The organism is Amycolatopsis sp. CA-126428 (assembly GCF_002904335.1).
GTDB lineage: Bacteria > Actinomycetota > Actinomycetes > Mycobacteriales > Pseudonocardiaceae > Amycolatopsis.
The window spans coordinates 31301-47638 of the sequence record NZ_PPHF01000110.1 but is presented as its reverse complement, the minus strand read 5'-3'; the positions used below and the strand labels follow the sequence as shown (position 1 = coordinate 47638).

Sequence of the window (16338 nt, the reverse complement as noted above, 5' to 3'; positions counted from 1 at the left end):
TTGCGGATCCCGGAAACGGGTCAGCGACCATCCACCCGCTGCGAAGACTTCGCCAGCGCCCCACCGAGCTCCGCCCGCCCGGGAATCCCGAGCTTCCGGTACGCCCCGGACAGGTGCAGCTCCACCGTCCGCCGCGTCAGGTGCAGGGCCGTGGCGATCTCGCGGTTGGTCAGTCCCTGGGCCGCCATCACCGCGATGCGGTTCTCCTGCCGGGTCAGCCCGTGCTCGTTGTCCTTCGCCGGCGTCAGCGCGCGCCGCGAGGACCGCAGCTCCTCCGCCGCCCGGCGGGCCAGTGGGCGCGCTCCGCACTGCTCGCTCAGCTCCACCGCCTGCCGGAGCGTTTCGATGGCCTTTTCGGACTGGCCGTGCCGGGACTGCAGCGTGCCGAGCTCCGTCAGGGCCGTCGCCAGCTGCAGGCGGGCCGGGGACGATCGCAGTGTCGTGATCGCCTTCTGCAGCGCCCGCTCGGCCTCGTCGTCCTCGCGGACCAGCCCCAGCGTCGTGAGCGCCGTGCCCAGTGGGCGCGCCGCGCCCCAGCGGGCCGAGGCGTTGATGTCCTCTTCGGCCAGGCGGGCCGCGTCGTCGGTCTGGCCGAGGGCCAGCGCCGCCCGGGCCGCGTGCGCCCGCCACGGCACGAACCCCGGGAACCGCATGCCGTGGTGCGCCAGGCGCCGCCCGCAGCTGAGGAGGTCCTCGAACCCGAAACGCGTGTACCCCGTCGCGACGCGCAGGCGGCCCCGCGCGTACAGGAGGTACGTGTGCGTGAACAGGCCCTGGCTCGCGACGAAGTCCATCCGGTCCAGCAGGGACGTCGCCGCCTCGAACCGGCCGAGGTCCACCCAGCACTCGACGAGCTTCGCCGCGCACAGCACGCCGACCGGGCAGGTCGTCGTCCCGCCGCGCTCGTCGAAGCGGCGCAGCAGGGACTCGAAGTGCACGCTCGCCCGCTGCAGGTCGCCGCTGGCCTGCAGCGCGATCCCGCGGGCCAGGGTGGGCAGCGCCCCGTGCGGCACGTGCACGTCCCACGGCTCGCGCTCGACGTCGAGGACCCGGCACAGCCGGTCGACGTGCGCCGGCTCGTCCGCGAGCACCGCGGTGGCCAGCGTGAAGAAGTAGTGCTGCTCGAACAGCTCGCCGCCGTCGTCGCTGTTCAGCCTTCGGGGGCTCGGGCTGTCGGGGGCGCCGGCGCGCGGCGGCGCCCCGGCCTGGCTCAGCGCGTCCGCGAAGTGCCCGACGGCGTCCGGCGCCGACTCGCCGCTGCGGACGGCGTCCAGGGCCAGCAGCGCCGAGCGGCTGCGCTGGGCCGCCGGGTCGGTCAGCGGCGCCCACTGCTCCTCGAAGTCGCGGAACTCCGGGGGCGGGCCGAGCCGGCTGCCGGCCTCGGCGAGGTAGGTCATGCACAGCAGCGGCCACACGGCGTCCGGCCCGCCCGCGTCGAGCCGCGCCGCGATCTGGCCCGCCGCGCTGATCCCGAGCCGGGCGTCCTGGCCGCCGCAGAGCGACAGCAGCATCGCCGTGGCGATGTACGCGGCCGTCTCGCGGTTGCCCACGGTGTCGACGGCTTCCCGCACCCGCTTCGCGGCGCCGGGCGGGTCGAACTGGAACTCCGCGTGCGCGAGCTGCAGCAGCACGGCCATCCGGCGCCCCGAGGTCAGCCGCTCCTCCAGCGCCCGGCGCAGGTGCCGGGCGGCCAGCTCGGACCGCCCGGAGAACACCGCGTCGCGCGCGCTCAGCCGCAGCACGTCCACCGCCCACGGGATCCGGATCGACGTCGCTTCCAGCAGGTGGGCGGCCACGCGCTCGGGCGGCGCCCCCGCCTCCGTCAGCAGCTTCGCCGCCCGGGAGTGGTTGACCGCCCGGGTGGTCTGCGGCATGTCCTTCAGCAGGGAGTTGCGGACGAACGAGTAGGTCAGCGTCGGCTGGTCGCTGTTGTTCAGTACGTGCAGCCGGACCAGGGTGTCGATCGCCTGCAGCGCGTCGAGCTCGTCGACACCGGCCAGCCGGGCCAGCAGGTCGAAGCCGGCGTCCTCGCCGAGGATCGCCGCCGCGTGCAGGATGGCCGGCGCGTGCGGGAACTCCTGCACCCGCGTGGTGAGCACCTGCCCGATCAGCGACGAGCCGAGCTCGTGCGGGTCCGCGCCGGGCAGCAGCCGCGGCCGCAGCGCCTGCAGCAGCACCGGGTTGCCGCCGGTCGCCTCGCGGCAGGCGGAGGCCAGCTCCCCGGGCGCGAGGCCGAGGATCTCCGCCGCGGCCGCGTCGCCGAGGCCGTTCAGCGTGATGGTGACCGGCGTGCTCCCCACCATGTCCAGCAGCGCGACCTCGCGGTGCGGGGGATAACCGATGACGGACGTCAGGACGAGCAGCACCGGCAGGTCGAGCACGCGGCTGCGGAGGTAGGCCAGGCAGCGCATGGACCAGGCGTCGGCCAGGTGGATGTTGTCGATGCCGAGGAACAGCGGACCCCGCTCGGCCGCGTCGCGGACGATCCGGAAGAAGAGGTCGAGCGCTTCGCTCTCGCCGGCCGCGCCGCACAGCTCGGCGACGGGCGGTCGCGGGGGCGCCCCCGGCCCTTCGAGCGCGTCGGCGAGCTGGCGGACGAGCCCGCCGGCCAGGTGGCTTTCCAGCCGCGACCCGGTGGCCGTCGCGACGGTGAAGCCCGCGTTCGCGGCCAGCGCCCCGGCGGTCCGCAGGACGGCGCTCTTGCCCATGCCGAACTCGCCGGCCAGCACCGCGCTGGCGGCCGCGCCGCCCAGCACGACCGGGAAGAGCCCGGTCAGGCGGCCGAGCTCGGGCTCGCGGCCGGGGAGCCGCGGGGCGGGACGCTTCGGTACCGAAGCCCCGCTGGCGGGGTGCTCGGGATTTACTTCGGTATCCACCGTAAGGACTTTCATGTTGGGTTGGGGCAGACTACTGGAAACCGGCCGACCGCGGGAGACACCGCGGACCGCGGCCGGTACCGGCGACGACCTGACCAGGGGAGACGATGGACGCAGTGGATGCGAACCGGGTCCTCCCCGCGACCGGCCGGGCCCCGCAGAGGGCCATCGTCGCCACGCCGAGCGCGAGCAGCAGCAGCGGGCCGGCCACCGGTCCCCGCAGGGCCGCCGCCCCGGCCGACTTCCGGCGCCGGGCCGCACCGTCGCCCGGCGGCAGGTAGCCCAGCCGCACCGCCTCCGCCAGTGCGCCGGCCACCGGGGTGAACCCGGCGACCCGGCTCCGGCAGCGGGCACAGCCCAGCAGGTGGGCTTCGAACTCTTCCGGATCATCGTGGACACCGAGCCCGTAGGCTGCGGCGTCCCCCTTCCGCTCCCTCATCGGATCGTCACTTCCCCGAGCGCCTTCCGCAATTGCCGCATCGCCGTGTACAACCGCGATTTGACAGTTCCCTCGGGAATTCCGAGAATTTCCGCCGCCTGTCGAACGGTGTTTCCCGCGAGATACGTCTCGTAGATGACCGACTGATATTTGGCGTCCAGTTCCCGCAATGCCCCAGTAATCGTTAGCGCGGCTAACGAGCTGTCCGTGCGGTCCGTGGACTCGGCGTTTTCCGGGATCTCCAGAGCGACCTCCTGCGGGCGGACGCGGCGATTCCTCCAGCCGTCGATGACGATCCGCCGGGCCACCGTGAGCAGCCATCCGCGCAGCATTCCGGGCTCGCGTTCGAGCGTGTCGGAGTGCTGCCAGGCGCGGATCATGGTCTCCTGCACCACGTCTTCCGTCCACTGTCGATCATGGTTGGTCAGGCTCATGACCTGCGCAAACAGGGTGGCGCGGAAGTCTTTGTAGAGCAGTGGGACGAGATCGTCTCCCGCGGCGAGGCCGGTGTCGACCGCGGTCGCGGACGACGCGTAGCCGACGTGGCCGCGACCTTCTCTTCCCGGTGCTTCCATAAAGCTCGCAACCTCACCTGACTGGCGGACCGTGGGGTCATCGGAGCGTAGCGCAAAATCACTTAATAGGCCATATGTATTAGTTTCACGCCTCAATTCGAGGCAGTGCGGGCGTGGGTCGTCACGGACCGGTTCACAATGCGTCTTGTGATACACATCACAGGTCACTAAAGGGTGACGGCGAGAACCGGATCGCACCTTCTCCCCGTAACAGGAGGTGAGGACTCCTTTGCGAAGGGACAACGGGGATGCCGCTCCGATTCGTGGCGTTGCTGGCCGCTGCGACCGCGCTCGTGCTGGGCTGTGCCGTGCCGGCGTCGGCCGGGGAACTGCAGCAGTCCGACCGCGCCCTGCTGACCCGGCTCAAGCAGCACACGCTGTGGTCCGTGCCGTCGAGCAGGCTCGCCGCCGACCGGGCCACCAACCGGCGGGTGCGGGCCGTCGCCGTCCGCATCGCCGACGACCAGGCTCGCCTCGACGTCGCCCTGCGCTCGGTCGCCGACCGGCTCGCCGTCACCCTGCCGGGGGAGCCGACCGACCAGGAGCGCGGCTGGGCCGGCGAGATCGCCGCCGGCTCCGGCGACGCGTTCGACCGCGCCTACGTCAACCGCCTCCGCGCCGAGTACGGCACGCTCTTCGGGCTCGCCTCCGACGTCCGCGCGGGCACCCGCGACGACGATGTCCGCGCGTTCGCCCAGACCGCCGTCGACACCTCGCTCGGGCACCTGACGCTGCTGGAGAGCACCGGCCTCGCCGAGACCACGTCCCTGCTCGTCTCCGCCACCGAGGACGACACCCTCGGCGGCGGTGCCCTCGCCGCCGGCGCCGTTCTCGTGGCCCTCGCCGCCGTCGCCACGTTCGGCCTGCTCCGCCTGCTCGGAACCCCCGGCAGGCCCTCGCCGCGCACCCGGAGGTAACCCGCCCCATGTCCCTTTCCGCCGCGCTGATCCCGGTGTCGCCGCACGACACCGGGATCGCCGAGGCTGCCGCGCTCTCCGGCCGCCTCACCTACCTCTGCATGTGCCTGACGCTGTGCTGGGGCGTGCTGGCCGCCACCGGCTGGGTCCGCCGGGTCAGCGGCCAGGACGCGATCCGCACCGGGCACGTCGTGCTCGCCGCGTTCACCCTCGCCACCGGGACCATGCACGGGCTGACCTTCCTCTTCCTGGAGGACGACCCCTTCGGCGTCGCCGACCTGCTCCTCCCCTTCTACGACGGCACGCCGCGGCACGCGCTGGGCATCGCCGGCCTCGAGCTCGTCATCGCCGTGTCCGTGACCGCGGGGCTGCGCCGCAGCGCCGGCGAGGGCCGCTGGCTGCGCTTCCACCAGGCCGGGTACCTCGCCATCGGCCTGCTGGCGGTGCACGCCTGGCTCGGCGCCATCGCGAGCGGGCACCTCGCCGTCGTCTGGCTCACCGGCATCACGCTGCTCGTCCCGCCGGTGCTGCTGTCGGTCCTGCGCGTGCTGCCCGCCGCGGTGCTGGCCCGCGCCGGCCTGGTGACACCGCCGCCCGCGGGGGACGACCCGGAGCCGGCCACCGTGCGCGTCGACGTCGACAGCGAGCGCTGCCACGCCTACGGGGTCTGCCAGTCCGAGGCGCCCCAGGTCTTCCAGCTCGGCCTGGACGGGCAGCTCGCCTACGAGAAGCGCCCGGGTGCCCAGCTCGTCCCGCACGTCCAGGCCGCCGCGCGCGCCTGCCCCATGAGAGCCATCCACCTGTTGGGAGCCACCCGATGAGCGAACGCATCGTCATCGCCGGAGCCGGCCTCGCCGGCCTGCGCGCGGCCGAACGGCTGCGCGAACTCGGGTTCGACGGCGAAGTCGTCGTCCTCGGCGCCGAACCCGACATCGCCTACCACCGGCCGGCGCTGTCCAAGCAGCTGCTCACCGGCGCGGTCAGCCGGGCCGACACGCTGCTCGCCGACCCCCTCGAGGTCGACGCCGAATGGCGGTTCGACACGCCGGTCACCGCGCTCTCGCCGAACCGGCAGGTCGTCCACCTGCGCGACGAGGAACTGCACTACGACGGCCTGATCATCGCCACCGGCGTCGAACCGCGCCGGATGCCCGGCGCGCCGCACGGCCACCCGCGCGTGGTCGTCGTCCGCACCCTCGCCGACACGATCGCCCTCCAGCGCGCTCTCGCCACCAACCCCGGCCCGGTCGCCGTGATCGGCGACGGCTTCATCGGCTGCGAAGTCGCGTCCAGCCTCCGCGAGATGAACCGCGAGGTCGTCCTCTTCGGCCGGGCGAGATCCCTGCTGGCCGACGTCCTCGGGCCCGACATCGGCGAGTGGCTGACGGCGCTGCACACCGCCCGCGGCGTCCGCCTCGAACTCGGCACCACGATCCGCCGCTGGCGGCCCGCGCCCACGCACGTCGGCCTGGAGTTCGCCGACGGCCGCGCCCTCGAGGTCGCCTGCGTCGTCGTCGCCGTGGGCAGCGTCCCGGCGGTCTCCTGGCTGCGCGGGGCCAAGCTGCCGCTCGACGACGGCGTCGTCTGCGGACCCACCTGCCACGTCGTCGGCTCGTCGACGATCGTCGCGGCCGGTGACGTCGCCCGCTGGCCCAACCTCCGCTTCGACCCCACGCCGCACCGGGAGGAGCACTGGCTCAACGCCGTCGAGATGAGCCGCGCCGCCGCCCAGAACCTCCTCGCCGGCCCGCAGGGGTCGCCGGCCTACACGCCGGTGCCGCGCTACTGGTCCGAACAGCACGGCGTCCGCATCCAGGTCGCCGGCCGGCCGTCCCTGGCGACCGACACCGTGCTGCTGGAGTCGCCGGTCCCGGGCACCCGGCCGATCACCGGCTTCGTCCGCCAGGGCCGGCTCGTCGGCCTGATCGGCCTCGACAGCCCCGCCGCCGTCCTGCACTGGACGGCCGAACTGGCCCGCCAGCACCCGGTGCCCGCCGAGCCCCCGCCCGAGGTCCGGCCGCGCCACCGCACCGGGGCGGTGGCCGGCTACTGAGCTACGATCCAGCACGCGGACGAGCTGGCAGGGCGGTCGCGGGCCGGGGCGACCCGGCCCGAGGAAAGTCCGGACTCCGCAGGGCAGGGTGGTTGCTAACGGCAACCCGGGGTGACCCGCGGGAAAGTGCCACAGAAAACAGACCGCCCCCGTTCGTGCTTCATTCGGACGGGGGTAAGGGTGAAACGGTGGTGTAAGAGACCACCAGCGTCCCGGGCGACCGGGACGGCTCGGTAAACCCCACCCGGAGCAAGGCCAAGAGGGAGCCCCCGGGCTCCTGCGCAGGCGTTCGAGGACGGCCCGTCCGAGCCTGCGGGTAGGCCGCTGGAGCCTGCCGGCGACGGCAGGCCGAGATGGATGGCCGCCGCCCCGGAAGCCGCAAGGCGACCGGGGAACAGGATCCGGCTTACATGCCAGCTCGTCCGCCTCCAGCCCGTGACTGGAGCGTCGACACGCGTGACTGGAGGGTCGACACGCGTGACTGGGGGGTCGACACGGCGGAACCCGCAGCCCGAGCTGTGTCGCCCCCTCAATCACGCGAGTTGACCCCCCGATCACGCGTGTCGACCGCCCAGTCACGCGTGATTCCCGGTTCGGCCTGGCGAAGTGTGGTTCCGCCGGGTGGTTACTCGGTAGTAGGGTGCCGGTATGTCGGGTGACGAGAAGCGGTTCAAGGCGGCTTTCGATTCTTTGCACGCTTTCTCGTACTTCGCGCCCGAAGTCGATGCCGCGCTCACCGGCATCGGGCTGCGGCCGGGCCGGATGCCGTACTTCGCGAGCCGGTCGGCGGCCATGGGGGCCGTCGGGCCCGAGGTCGTCGCGGCCACCTTCTACAACTTCAACCCCGAGGTCGTCGCCCGCGTGATCCCGCGCGCCTGGACCCTGGCGACGCCGGAGCAGGTCCTGGACGCGCGGCTCGAGGGCGTCGACCAGGCGCTGACCCGCCTGCTCGGCGACCACGTCAAGAGCGACGAGGTCGCCGAAGCCGCCGAACTCGCGCGCGAGGCGAGCGACGGGTGCACCGGCGAAGGACGTCCCCTCTACGCCGCGCACGCGGGGCTCGCCTGGCCCGGGGAGCCGCACCTCGTCCTCTGGCACGCGATCACCCTGCTCCGCGAGCACCGCGGCGACGGCCACATCGCCGCCCTCCTCCTGAACGGCTTGAGCGGCTTGGACGCCCTGGTCACCCACGTCGCCACCGGCCGCGGGTTCGCCACCGCCCCGGCCAAGCTGACCCGCGGCTGGAGCGACGAGCAGTGGGCGGCCGCCGAGGCCGCGCTGACCGGCCGCGGCATCCTCGACGCCGAGGGCGGGCTCACCGAGGCGGGCACCGCCGTCCGCGCCGCCGTCGAGATCGCCACCGAGTCCGCCGCGCGGGCGCCGTGGCTCCACCTCGGTGCCGAGCGGACGGCCCGGCTCGAAGAGCTGTGCCGCGGGCTCAGCCGCCGGATCGTCCAAGCCGGCGCCTTCCCGGACGGCGTCTTTCGCCGGCCCCTGAGCTGATCGACCAGTCAAGATCACGCTATGTAGTGAAAAAGTTGTGAAGTTTCGGGCACCCCGTGACGGACAGCACTCGCGTCGAAGATCGACATGGCCGCCGACCGGCCAACCGTTGTCACAGAGCGGACTCGGGGGACGCGGCCGTTCGTGTCATGCAACACTGTTCCAGGCCGCACAACGGCCAGAGCACCAGTACCCACAGTGAGCAAATCCCGAGCAATGGGGTGAGTTCGTCAGCACACTGAGAAGTATGGGTGGCCGGGGTTCAACCCGAGGGCCCTTGCCGCGATGATGGTGGGCGTGGAGATTTCGTGTGCCATCCGCGCCACGCCGGTTGACGAGCCAGCCGGTCTCTACGCTGTGCACTTTGACCACTACCCCTCGTAGCCCCCATGATGTTGTTCGAAGCACCGCCTGAGCCAGAACCGCGCGGGCTCCACCGCGCACCGGGAGTATCGCGATGATGACCTTGACCACCCTCGACACGCTGGCCGCCGGCGAACTGGGCACGGGCAACGTGCGCCAGTGGCTGCTCGACAACGTCATCCCCCTGGTGCTGCTGGCCGTCGCACTCCTGCTCCTGTGGCTGGGCGGCGGTAAGGGCGACAACGCCGGTGTCATGCGCCGGCTCGCCGGCGTGGTCATCGCGCTCGCCATCATCGGTCTCGCGGTCAGCGGCGCGGGCGTGAACGTGGGCCAGTGGATCGCCGGCCTGTTCACCGGCTGAGACGGGGTCCGCGTGCGCATCAGGACCGACGACGAGGTGTACCGGGTCGACGCCGTGTGGCTCGGCCCGCCGAAAGCGACTTTTCCCTGGAGAGCCCGGTACGTCGCGTGGCTCATCGGCATCCCGACGTTCTTCGTGGTCCTCGGCGTCGAACGCTGGGCCGGGTGGAGCTTCGGGTTCTTTTCGACGGCGTGGGGCTTCATCGCCACCATCGCGATCACCCGGCTGCTCACGGCCAAGATCAGCCACGAGCGCCCGCTCGGCACCGTGGTGGCGATGGCGGGCCGCGAGCTGAACACCCCCCGGGTACGGACCACGGGCACCGGCGGCGCGGTCAGCGCCAGCCGCGTCCGGGTGCGGGCCGAGCGCCCGCTGCCGAAGCACCGCCGCAGGCGGCAGTACCAGCACCACGGCGGCCCGCCGGGTGCCACTCCATCCATGCCCCCGCCACCACCCTCAACGGGGGCGCTTCGCGCGACTGCGCCGGTTTACCAGGGAGCACCACGAGCGCGCCGGAGCCGGGGCAACTCGGCTCGGGCCGGGAGGTAGTCGTTGTTCGGTCGCGGCGGTAGCCGAGGAAAACGGGGTCGGGACACCCACTCGGGCGGATGGCAACCGCCCGAGCAGGTCCGCGCGTCGCGGAACGGCTCGGGGAACAAGGCGCGCCTGCCCGGTGAGCAGGCGATTCCCGCGTACACCCCGTCGATCGCGGTGCGCAGCATCGACGGGCACCTGGTCCGCACCGGCGTCGAGGTCTACGCCTGGTACCGGCTGGCGCCGCAGCGCTGGTCGTTCCGCTCGGACTCGCAGCGGCGCGACCTGATCGCGGCCATCGCCGGCCAGTACGCCGAGCTGCAGGGCCGCTGGCTGCACCTGCGCGTGACGAACCGCCCGTACCCGATCCGGATGTGGGCCGAGGCGCACGTCTACAACGCGCACGGCCGCCCCCACGACGTCCCGGGCGCGCTGTCCTTCGACGACTACCTGATCGGCGAGCAGCAGCAGCTGATGGGCCGCTCGATGGCCGAAAAAGAGGTCTACATCGGTGTCCAGGTGCAGACCCGGCGGATGGTCGACCGCGCGGTCGAGCGGGCCGCGCCGGTGCTGCGCAAGATCCTGCCCGAGGCCGTCGACGCCGAGCTGACCGCGCTGGACTCCGAGGTCGAGCACCTCGACCAGGTCATCGGCAGCGCCGGGCTGGAAGGCCGTCCGGTGCACGCCGAGGAGATGTCCTGGCTGATGCACCGCTCCTGCTCCCTCGGCCTGCCCGCGCCGCGGAACATGCCGGCCGTGCCGGGCGCGGCCTGGGAGCCCGAGGACCTGGCCAGCTTCACCGACGCCGCCGACTACTACGCCGACCCGTACGCGCCGACGGTGACCGTCCGCGGCCGCACCGGCTCCAATGCCGGCGTCTCGCGGCACCTGGCCGTGCTCACCGTCGGGCAGATGCACGGCCTGCAGATCCCCGAGGTCGACGACCCGTGGATCCAGCACGCCGACCGGCTGCCGGCGGCGGTCGAGGTGTCCGCCCGGATCTACGTCCGGCGTCCCGAAGAGGTCGCCAGCGAGCTGCAGCGCCAGATGAACAAGGTGCGCTCACAGGTCAAGCACTACACCGACGAGCACGAGCTCGAACCGCCGCAGTCGCTCTCGCGGCAGGCCGGCCGGGTGCTGGAGATCGACGACGAGATGACGTCGGGCTTCACCGCGCTGGCCACCCGCGTCCGCTCCTGGTGGCGGCTGGCGGTGTCCGGCCCGACCGAGCGCGACGCCCTGCGCCTGGCCCAGCAGCTGCTCGACCTGTACAAGCCGAAGATCGCCATCGAGCACCCCGAGGCCCAGTACGCGATGGCCCGGGAGTTCATCCCGGGCGAGCCGCTGGCCTCGGCGGCGTACATGCGCCGCGGTTCGGTGGTCTGGGCGTCCTCGGCGGTCCCGACGGCGACCGCGGAGGTCGGCGACCGCCGCGGCATCCTGCTCGGCGAGACGTGCACGGCGACCCGGCGCCCGGTGGCCTGGGACCCGTGGATGGCCCAGGAGATCCGCGACGGCTCCGGCCTCACGGCCATGGTGGCGGGCCTGGGTGGTGGTAAGTCGTTCCTCGGCGGCGGCATTGTCTACAAGACGCTGCGCGCCGGGGCCAACTGGACGATCCTCGACCCCTCCGGCCCGTTGTCGCGGCTGTGCGACCTGCCGGAGCTGCGGCCGTACGCGCGCCCGATCAACCTGCTCAACGCCCAGCCCGGCATCCTCAACCCGTACCGGGTGGTCGCCGAGCCGCTGATCGAGCACTTCATGGACGAGGACGACCCCGAGCGCTCCTGGCGCCGCGAGAAAGCCCTTGCCGGCGCGACGCGACGCCGTCTGGTGCTCGACGTGCTGAGCGGTGTGCTGCCGTACGAGGTCTCGCGGATGGCGCAGACGCGGATCGTGCTGCTGCGCGCGGTCCGCGCCGTCGGCGGCCGCTTCGACGCCGATCCGGGCCAGGTAATCGATGCCCTGCGCCGGGATTCTTCGGAACACCACGAGCACGCGGGCGTCGTCGCGGACTTCCTCGACGAGATGCGCGAGCGGATGGCGCTGCTCATCCCGGAGACGGACGCGGACCCGTACTCGGAGACGCGTGACGACCGCCTGACGGTCCTGACGATGGCCGGGCTGACCCTGCCGAAGGACGGCGTCCCCCGCGAATACTGGACGGACGCGGAATCCCTCGGCGTCGAGATGCTGAACCTGGCGGCGTGGCTGACCCAGCGGTCGGTGTACGAGAAGCCGAAGGAGATGCGCAAGGGCGTCTGGATCGACGAGGCGTTCTTCCTGTCCGAGGTCCCGACCGGCCGCGTGCTGATGAACCGCTTCGCGCGTGACTCGCGCAAGTGGAACGTCCGCGTGCTGCTGTCGTCCCAGATCCCGGCGGACTTCCTGAAGATCCAGGGTTTCGTGGCCCTCCTGGACTCGGTGTTCGTGGGCCGCTTGGACGACGACGACGCCCAGGCGGACGCGTTGCGGCTGCTGAAGGTGCCCGTCGGAGTCGGCTACGAGCAGGTCGTGGCGGCACTGGGCCGGCGTCCGGGCGCCCAGCAGCGCGGCTTGGAGCGAGACATCGAGCCCCGCCAGTTCATCTTCGGCGACGGAGCAGGGGGCGTGGAGCGCATCCGCGTCGACTTCTCCGGCCCGCACCTGGACCACCTGCGGGCGGTCATGGACACGACCCCCGGTTCGAAGGACGCGGCACCGTCACGGCGTCCGGGCAACGAGCTGGCGCTGCCCCCGGAGGAGAAGAAGCCGTACGTCGCGGTCCCGCCGGAGGACGACATCGAGCTGGAGCAGGACTTCGAGCTGGCGGCGGAACTGGAGGTCGGCCTGGCCGACGAGAACCTCCTGGGCGCACCGGACCCATTGGCCTCCGAGACAGGCGAAGTGGAGGGCGGCGTCCAGCCGTCGAACGGGCAGCAGCAACACGCCCGGTCAGGCGGAAAGGGCGGCACCGGCCGGGACGCCGCATGAACACCGTGCTGACGCTGGCGGTCCTGCTGACGTTGGCCGCGGGGTGGCACTCGCTGAAGCGGCGGATCAAGGAAGGTCCGCGGCCGGGGCGGCGCACGCCGGGGCGCAAGGCGACGATGTTCGCCGTCATGCTCGTTTTCGGCCTGCAGGCCATCGCGACCGCCCCGGCGGCGAGCGCGGCGGCCTGTGGCGAGGCCCCCAACCCCGAACGGCCCGGCGCGGGCATGGTCGGCGCGATCGACCCCGCCGAAGGCCACGGCGAGGCGGGCAGCCCGTACGTGGACTACAGCTACGCCGGGTTCGTCTGGAACACCTTCGAGACGAACTGCTCCGGCATCAGCCTGACGCCCCCGGGCTCGACGCTCGACACCTGGGGCGGCAACCAGCTGTTCAACCTGGGCAAGAACATCGTCGGCGCGACGAACTCGCTGCACTACACCGTGCTCGAGGGCGGCTTGCTCAATCCGCTCTACAGCGCGGTGAAGTCGGGCGCGGAGAAGGTCTACAACAACATCTACGCCCAGCTGTTCGGGCTGGTCGCGCTGGTCATGTCGATCATGTTGTTCCGCAACATCTGGCGCGGCGACCTCGCCGCGGTCAGCAAACGGGCGCTGTACGCGATGGCGGGCGTCTGGCTCGCCGCGTCGTCGCTGGCGATGCTGCGGTACTTCGACCCCATCGACAAAGCGATCGTCCAAACGACGACGAACATCCAAGCCGGGTTCGTCGACGACGCCGACAACCGCGTCGTCCGGCACGTGCTCCCGACGAGCCTGCACAACGAGATCGTCTACAAGAACTGGATCCGCGGGGAGTTCGGTTCGCCGACCGCGCCGCAGGCCGACCAGTTCGGCCGTCCGTTGCTGGACGCGCAGGCCTTCACGTGGGCGCAGTTGCGCAACGGCGACGACGGCAACCAAGGCGTCATCGACGGCAAGAAGAACGCCTACAAGGACATCTCCACCAAGCTCGGCCCCGCCACCGGCTACTTCACCGGCGAGGCCGGCGGCCGCACCGGTGCCGGCTTCCTCTCCCTCGGCCAAGCCCTCGTCTACTCGCTCTTCCAGCTCCTGGCCAAGGCCAGCGTCCTCCTGGCCCAGGTCCTCATCCGCCTCTTCGCCCTCACCGCCCCGCTGATCGGCCTCGTCGCCCTCCTGCACCCGGAGATCCTGCGCCGCGCGCTCAAGGTCGCCGGCGGGGTCGCCTTCAACCTCGTCGTCCTCTCCGTGCTCGCCGGCGTGCACGCCCTCCTCCTGCAGGCCATCTTCGACGCCGGCAACTCGCTGAACATGCTCACGCAGATGGTGCTCGCCGGGCTCATCACCGTGCTGCTGTTCATGGTCGGGCGGCCGGTGCGGCGGCTGTGGCAGATGGTCGAGATGTCGGTCAGCATGGTCGGCGCCGCCGTGCCGTCGCCGGGCGGCGGGATCTTCTCGCGGTTCCGGCGCAACCGCACCGGGCCGACGCCGCAGGACGAGTTCTGGCAGAACGTGCGCGACACCGACGACGTCGTCGACGGCGAGCAGCGCGGTCCGCTCGGCGCCACCGCCGGTGGGGGCCGGTTCCGGCCGGAAGCCACGATTTTCGCCAACGCCCAGCGCCTCGACAACTCCTCGGGCGCGTCCCGGCCGGCCGCCGCCTGGTCGGGTGCGTGGCCTGGGGCCGTCCGAGCCGGCGGCTCCGCGGGCGCGCTGCCCGCGGGCGGCCGCCCCGGCGCCCCGGTGTTCGGGCAGTACAACCCGGCCAACGGCGACGGCGGCGAGTACGTCGTCGTCGGCGCGGGTGGCCGTCCGACGACGCGGGAGGAGAGCCGGCGCGTCGACACCTCGCCGGTCGCCGACCGGCGCTGGAGCGACGAGCCCGAGCCCGTCGTCGTGCCGTCCGACCTGCGCGCGCCCGAATCCGGCTTCAGCGACTTCCCGGCGCAGGACGCGCCGCGGGTGCCGGGTGTGCGCGCCCAGCCGCGTCGCGTCGACCCCGAAGTCGTCGCGGGCAAGCCGGTCTTCGTGCTGTACCGGCCGTCGCGGGGCATCGAGGTCCGCGAGGAACCGCGGGACACCGACCACGTCATGGGGCGGTGACCGATGCCGATCCGCACCAACCGCGGCCGCGCCGCGGTCTACCGGCGCCTGTGGGGCTGGCCGCTGCGCTCGCCCCGCCACCTGATGGGGACGCTGATCTTCCTGGCGATCCTGGTCACCGCGCTCGGCATCGTGCTGCCGAAGGTCGTCGGAAAACCGCAGGCCAAGGCGTCGCCGCCGGGGCCGGGGACGACCACCACGTCGATGACGACGACCGCCCCCGGCGTCGCGGCGCCGGTCGCGACGTCCAACCTGCCGACCCGGCTGTCCACGCCGCTGGCCACCCCGACACCGACGACGCCGAACGCCGACGCGCTCCGCGTCGCCAAGCAGTGGGCCACGGCCTGGGTCAACCACCCGGACGGGATGACCTCGGAGCAGTGGCTGGCGCAGCTGAAGCCGTTCACCACCGAGGAGTACCTGCCGGTGCTGGCGACGGTCGCCCCGGAGAACATCCCGGCGAAGAAGGTCACCGGTGAACCGGTTGCCGGTACGTCGTACGCCAAGTCGGTCCAGGTCACCATCCCGACCGACGGGCCGAAGCTGGCCATCACGGTGGTGAGCACGAACGCCGGCTGGCGGGTCGCCGACTACGACCAGGCGCACTGACCGTGCGGCGCCTGGGGTTGTGGCTGGGGCTGGTCGTGTTCGTCGCGATCGGCGCCCTGGTCGTGACCGCGGTCGCCGCCAAGGTCGTCATCGACAACCAGCAGGCGCAGGCCCGGGGCGTGTCCCTGACGAGCTGCGACGCTTCGGTCGGGCCGACGCAGCCCGGCCAGGGCGACCGCGGCACGGTCGACGCGTCGAAGCTGGACGACGAGCAGCGCGGCACCGTCGCGGTCATCATCTCGATCGGCAAGCAGCGGTCGCTGGCGCCGCGCGCGTGGCAGGTCGCGATCCAGGCCGGGATGGCCGAGTCCGGGCTGCGCAGCCTGACCTACGGCGACCGCGACTCCCAGGGCATCTTCCAGATGCGGCCGTCGATGGGCTGGGGCTCGGTCGCCGAGATCACCAACCCGACGTACGCGGTCAACAAGTTCTACGACGTGCTGCTCGCGGTGCCGGACTGGGAAAACCGGCGGCCCGGCGAAGCGGCGCAGGCGGTGGAGCGCTCGGGCTTCCCGGAGGCCTACCACAAGTGGGAGCCGATGGCGGCGACGCTGGTGCAGAACGTCGGCCAGGTCGCCGACGTCGTCGCCTGCGGCACCGGCATGGGGGCGCTGCTGCCGCCCAGCCAGGCCGCCGCGAAGGCGATCAGTTTCGCGCTGGGCGAGCAGGGGAAGCCGTATGTGTGGGGCGCCACGGGACCGAATTCCTACGACTGTTCGGGGCTGATGCTGCGGGCCTACGAGTCGGCGGGGATCATCCTGCCGCGCGTCTCACGCGACCAGTACCACGCCGGCGCGTACCTGCCGGTGCGCGACGCGCAACCCGGTGACCTGCTGTTCCTCGCCACCGACCCGGCCGACCCGTCCTCCATCCACCACGTGATGATGTACCTGGGGGACGAGAAGGTCGTCGAGGCGCAGCAGACCGGCGTCCCGGTGCACACCCGGGCCTTCTCGTTCGGTGAGCGCGAACTCGTGCCACAGGCGGTCCGCCCCGGCGTTTAGCATGGGTCGCGAGGGCCTGGACAGGATCGCACCGATTCACCCGACGTCGC

General features: G+C 72.3%; 13 protein-coding genes and 1 other RNA gene. 11 read left to right on the top strand and 3 right to left on the bottom strand.

The annotated features are described in order from the left end of the window. Positions 1 to 20: 20 nt before the first annotated feature. Genes C2L58_RS27405 through C2L58_RS27395 form a run of 3 tightly spaced genes read right to left on the bottom strand, consistent with a single transcriptional unit; the run spans position 21 to position 3890 of the window. The gene (locus tag C2L58_RS27405) at positions 21 to 2876 is read right to left on the bottom strand and encodes an AAA family ATPase (protein WP_103340567.1); all 2856 of its coding nucleotides are present in this window, start codon (positions 2874 to 2876) and stop codon (positions 21 to 23) included. Between the two features lie 31 nt (positions 2877 to 2907). Continuing rightward, entirely contained in the window at positions 2908 to 3315 is a 408-nt protein-coding gene (locus C2L58_RS27400; protein ID WP_103340566.1) for a hypothetical protein, read from the bottom strand. Beyond that, positions 3312 to 3890, bottom strand: a complete 579-nt coding sequence (locus C2L58_RS27395) for a sigma-70 family RNA polymerase sigma factor (protein WP_103340565.1) — start codon at positions 3888 to 3890, stop codon at positions 3312 to 3314. Before C2L58_RS27395 ends, C2L58_RS27400 begins: the two co-directional genes overlap by 4 nt. Before the next feature lie 248 nt (positions 3891 to 4138). Here C2L58_RS27395 and C2L58_RS27390 point away from each other — a divergent pair, with 248 nt between their 5' ends. From C2L58_RS27390 to C2L58_RS27340, 11 genes are all read left to right on the top strand, one after another. Beyond that, complete coding sequence (locus C2L58_RS27390; RefSeq protein ID WP_103340564.1) at positions 4139 to 4807, top strand: DUF4142 domain-containing protein; 669 nt, start codon at positions 4139 to 4141, stop codon at positions 4805 to 4807. A gap of 8 nt (positions 4808 to 4815) precedes the next feature. After that, a complete protein-coding gene (locus C2L58_RS27385) occupies positions 4816 to 5628 on the top strand; it encodes a ferredoxin (protein ID WP_103340563.1) in 813 nt (270 codons plus the stop codon). Then, positions 5625 to 6860, top strand: coding sequence for an NAD(P)/FAD-dependent oxidoreductase (locus tag C2L58_RS27380; RefSeq protein WP_103340562.1), 1236 nt, complete (start codon positions 5625 to 5627; stop codon positions 6858 to 6860). The genes C2L58_RS27385 and C2L58_RS27380 overlap by 4 nt, the downstream gene beginning before the upstream one ends. 20 nt (positions 6861 to 6880) lie before the next feature. Next, an RNA gene (gene rnpB / locus C2L58_RS27375) (RNase P RNA component class A) lies at positions 6881 to 7285 on the top strand. 223 nt (positions 7286 to 7508) lie between these two features. Beyond that, positions 7509 to 8363 carry an SCO6745 family protein gene (locus C2L58_RS27370; RefSeq protein ID WP_103340561.1) on the top strand — a complete coding sequence of 285 codons (855 nt, stop codon included), beginning with the start codon at positions 7509 to 7511 and terminating at the stop codon, positions 8361 to 8363. 457 nt (positions 8364 to 8820) lie between these two features. Further along, entirely contained in the window at positions 8821 to 9087 is a 267-nt protein-coding gene (locus tag C2L58_RS27365) for a hypothetical protein (protein WP_004562703.1), read from the top strand. Positions 9088 to 9099: 12 nt separating this feature from the next. Beyond that, positions 9100 to 9636 carry a hypothetical protein gene (locus C2L58_RS27360; RefSeq protein ID WP_103340560.1) on the top strand — a complete coding sequence of 179 codons (537 nt, stop codon included), beginning with the start codon at positions 9100 to 9102 and terminating at the stop codon, positions 9634 to 9636. Positions 9637 to 9639: 3 nt separating this feature from the next. After that, on the top strand, positions 9640 to 12594 hold the full coding sequence (locus C2L58_RS27355) for an ATP-binding protein (protein ID WP_103340559.1): 2955 nt from the start codon (positions 9640 to 9642) through the stop codon (positions 12592 to 12594). Further along, on the top strand, positions 12591 to 14675 hold the full coding sequence (locus C2L58_RS27350; RefSeq protein ID WP_103340558.1) for a hypothetical protein: 2085 nt from the start codon (positions 12591 to 12593) through the stop codon (positions 14673 to 14675). The genes C2L58_RS27355 and C2L58_RS27350 overlap by 4 nt, the downstream gene beginning before the upstream one ends. 3 nt (positions 14676 to 14678) lie before the next feature. Next, entirely contained in the window at positions 14679 to 15284 is a 606-nt protein-coding gene (locus tag C2L58_RS27345) for a hypothetical protein (protein WP_103340557.1), read from the top strand. Between the two features lie 17 nt (positions 15285 to 15301). Continuing rightward, positions 15302 to 16288 (top strand): C40 family peptidase, encoded by a 987-nt coding sequence (locus C2L58_RS27340; RefSeq protein WP_441296322.1) that lies wholly within the window; start codon positions 15302 to 15304, stop codon positions 16286 to 16288. The last annotated feature ends 50 nt before the right edge of the window (positions 16289 to 16338 follow it).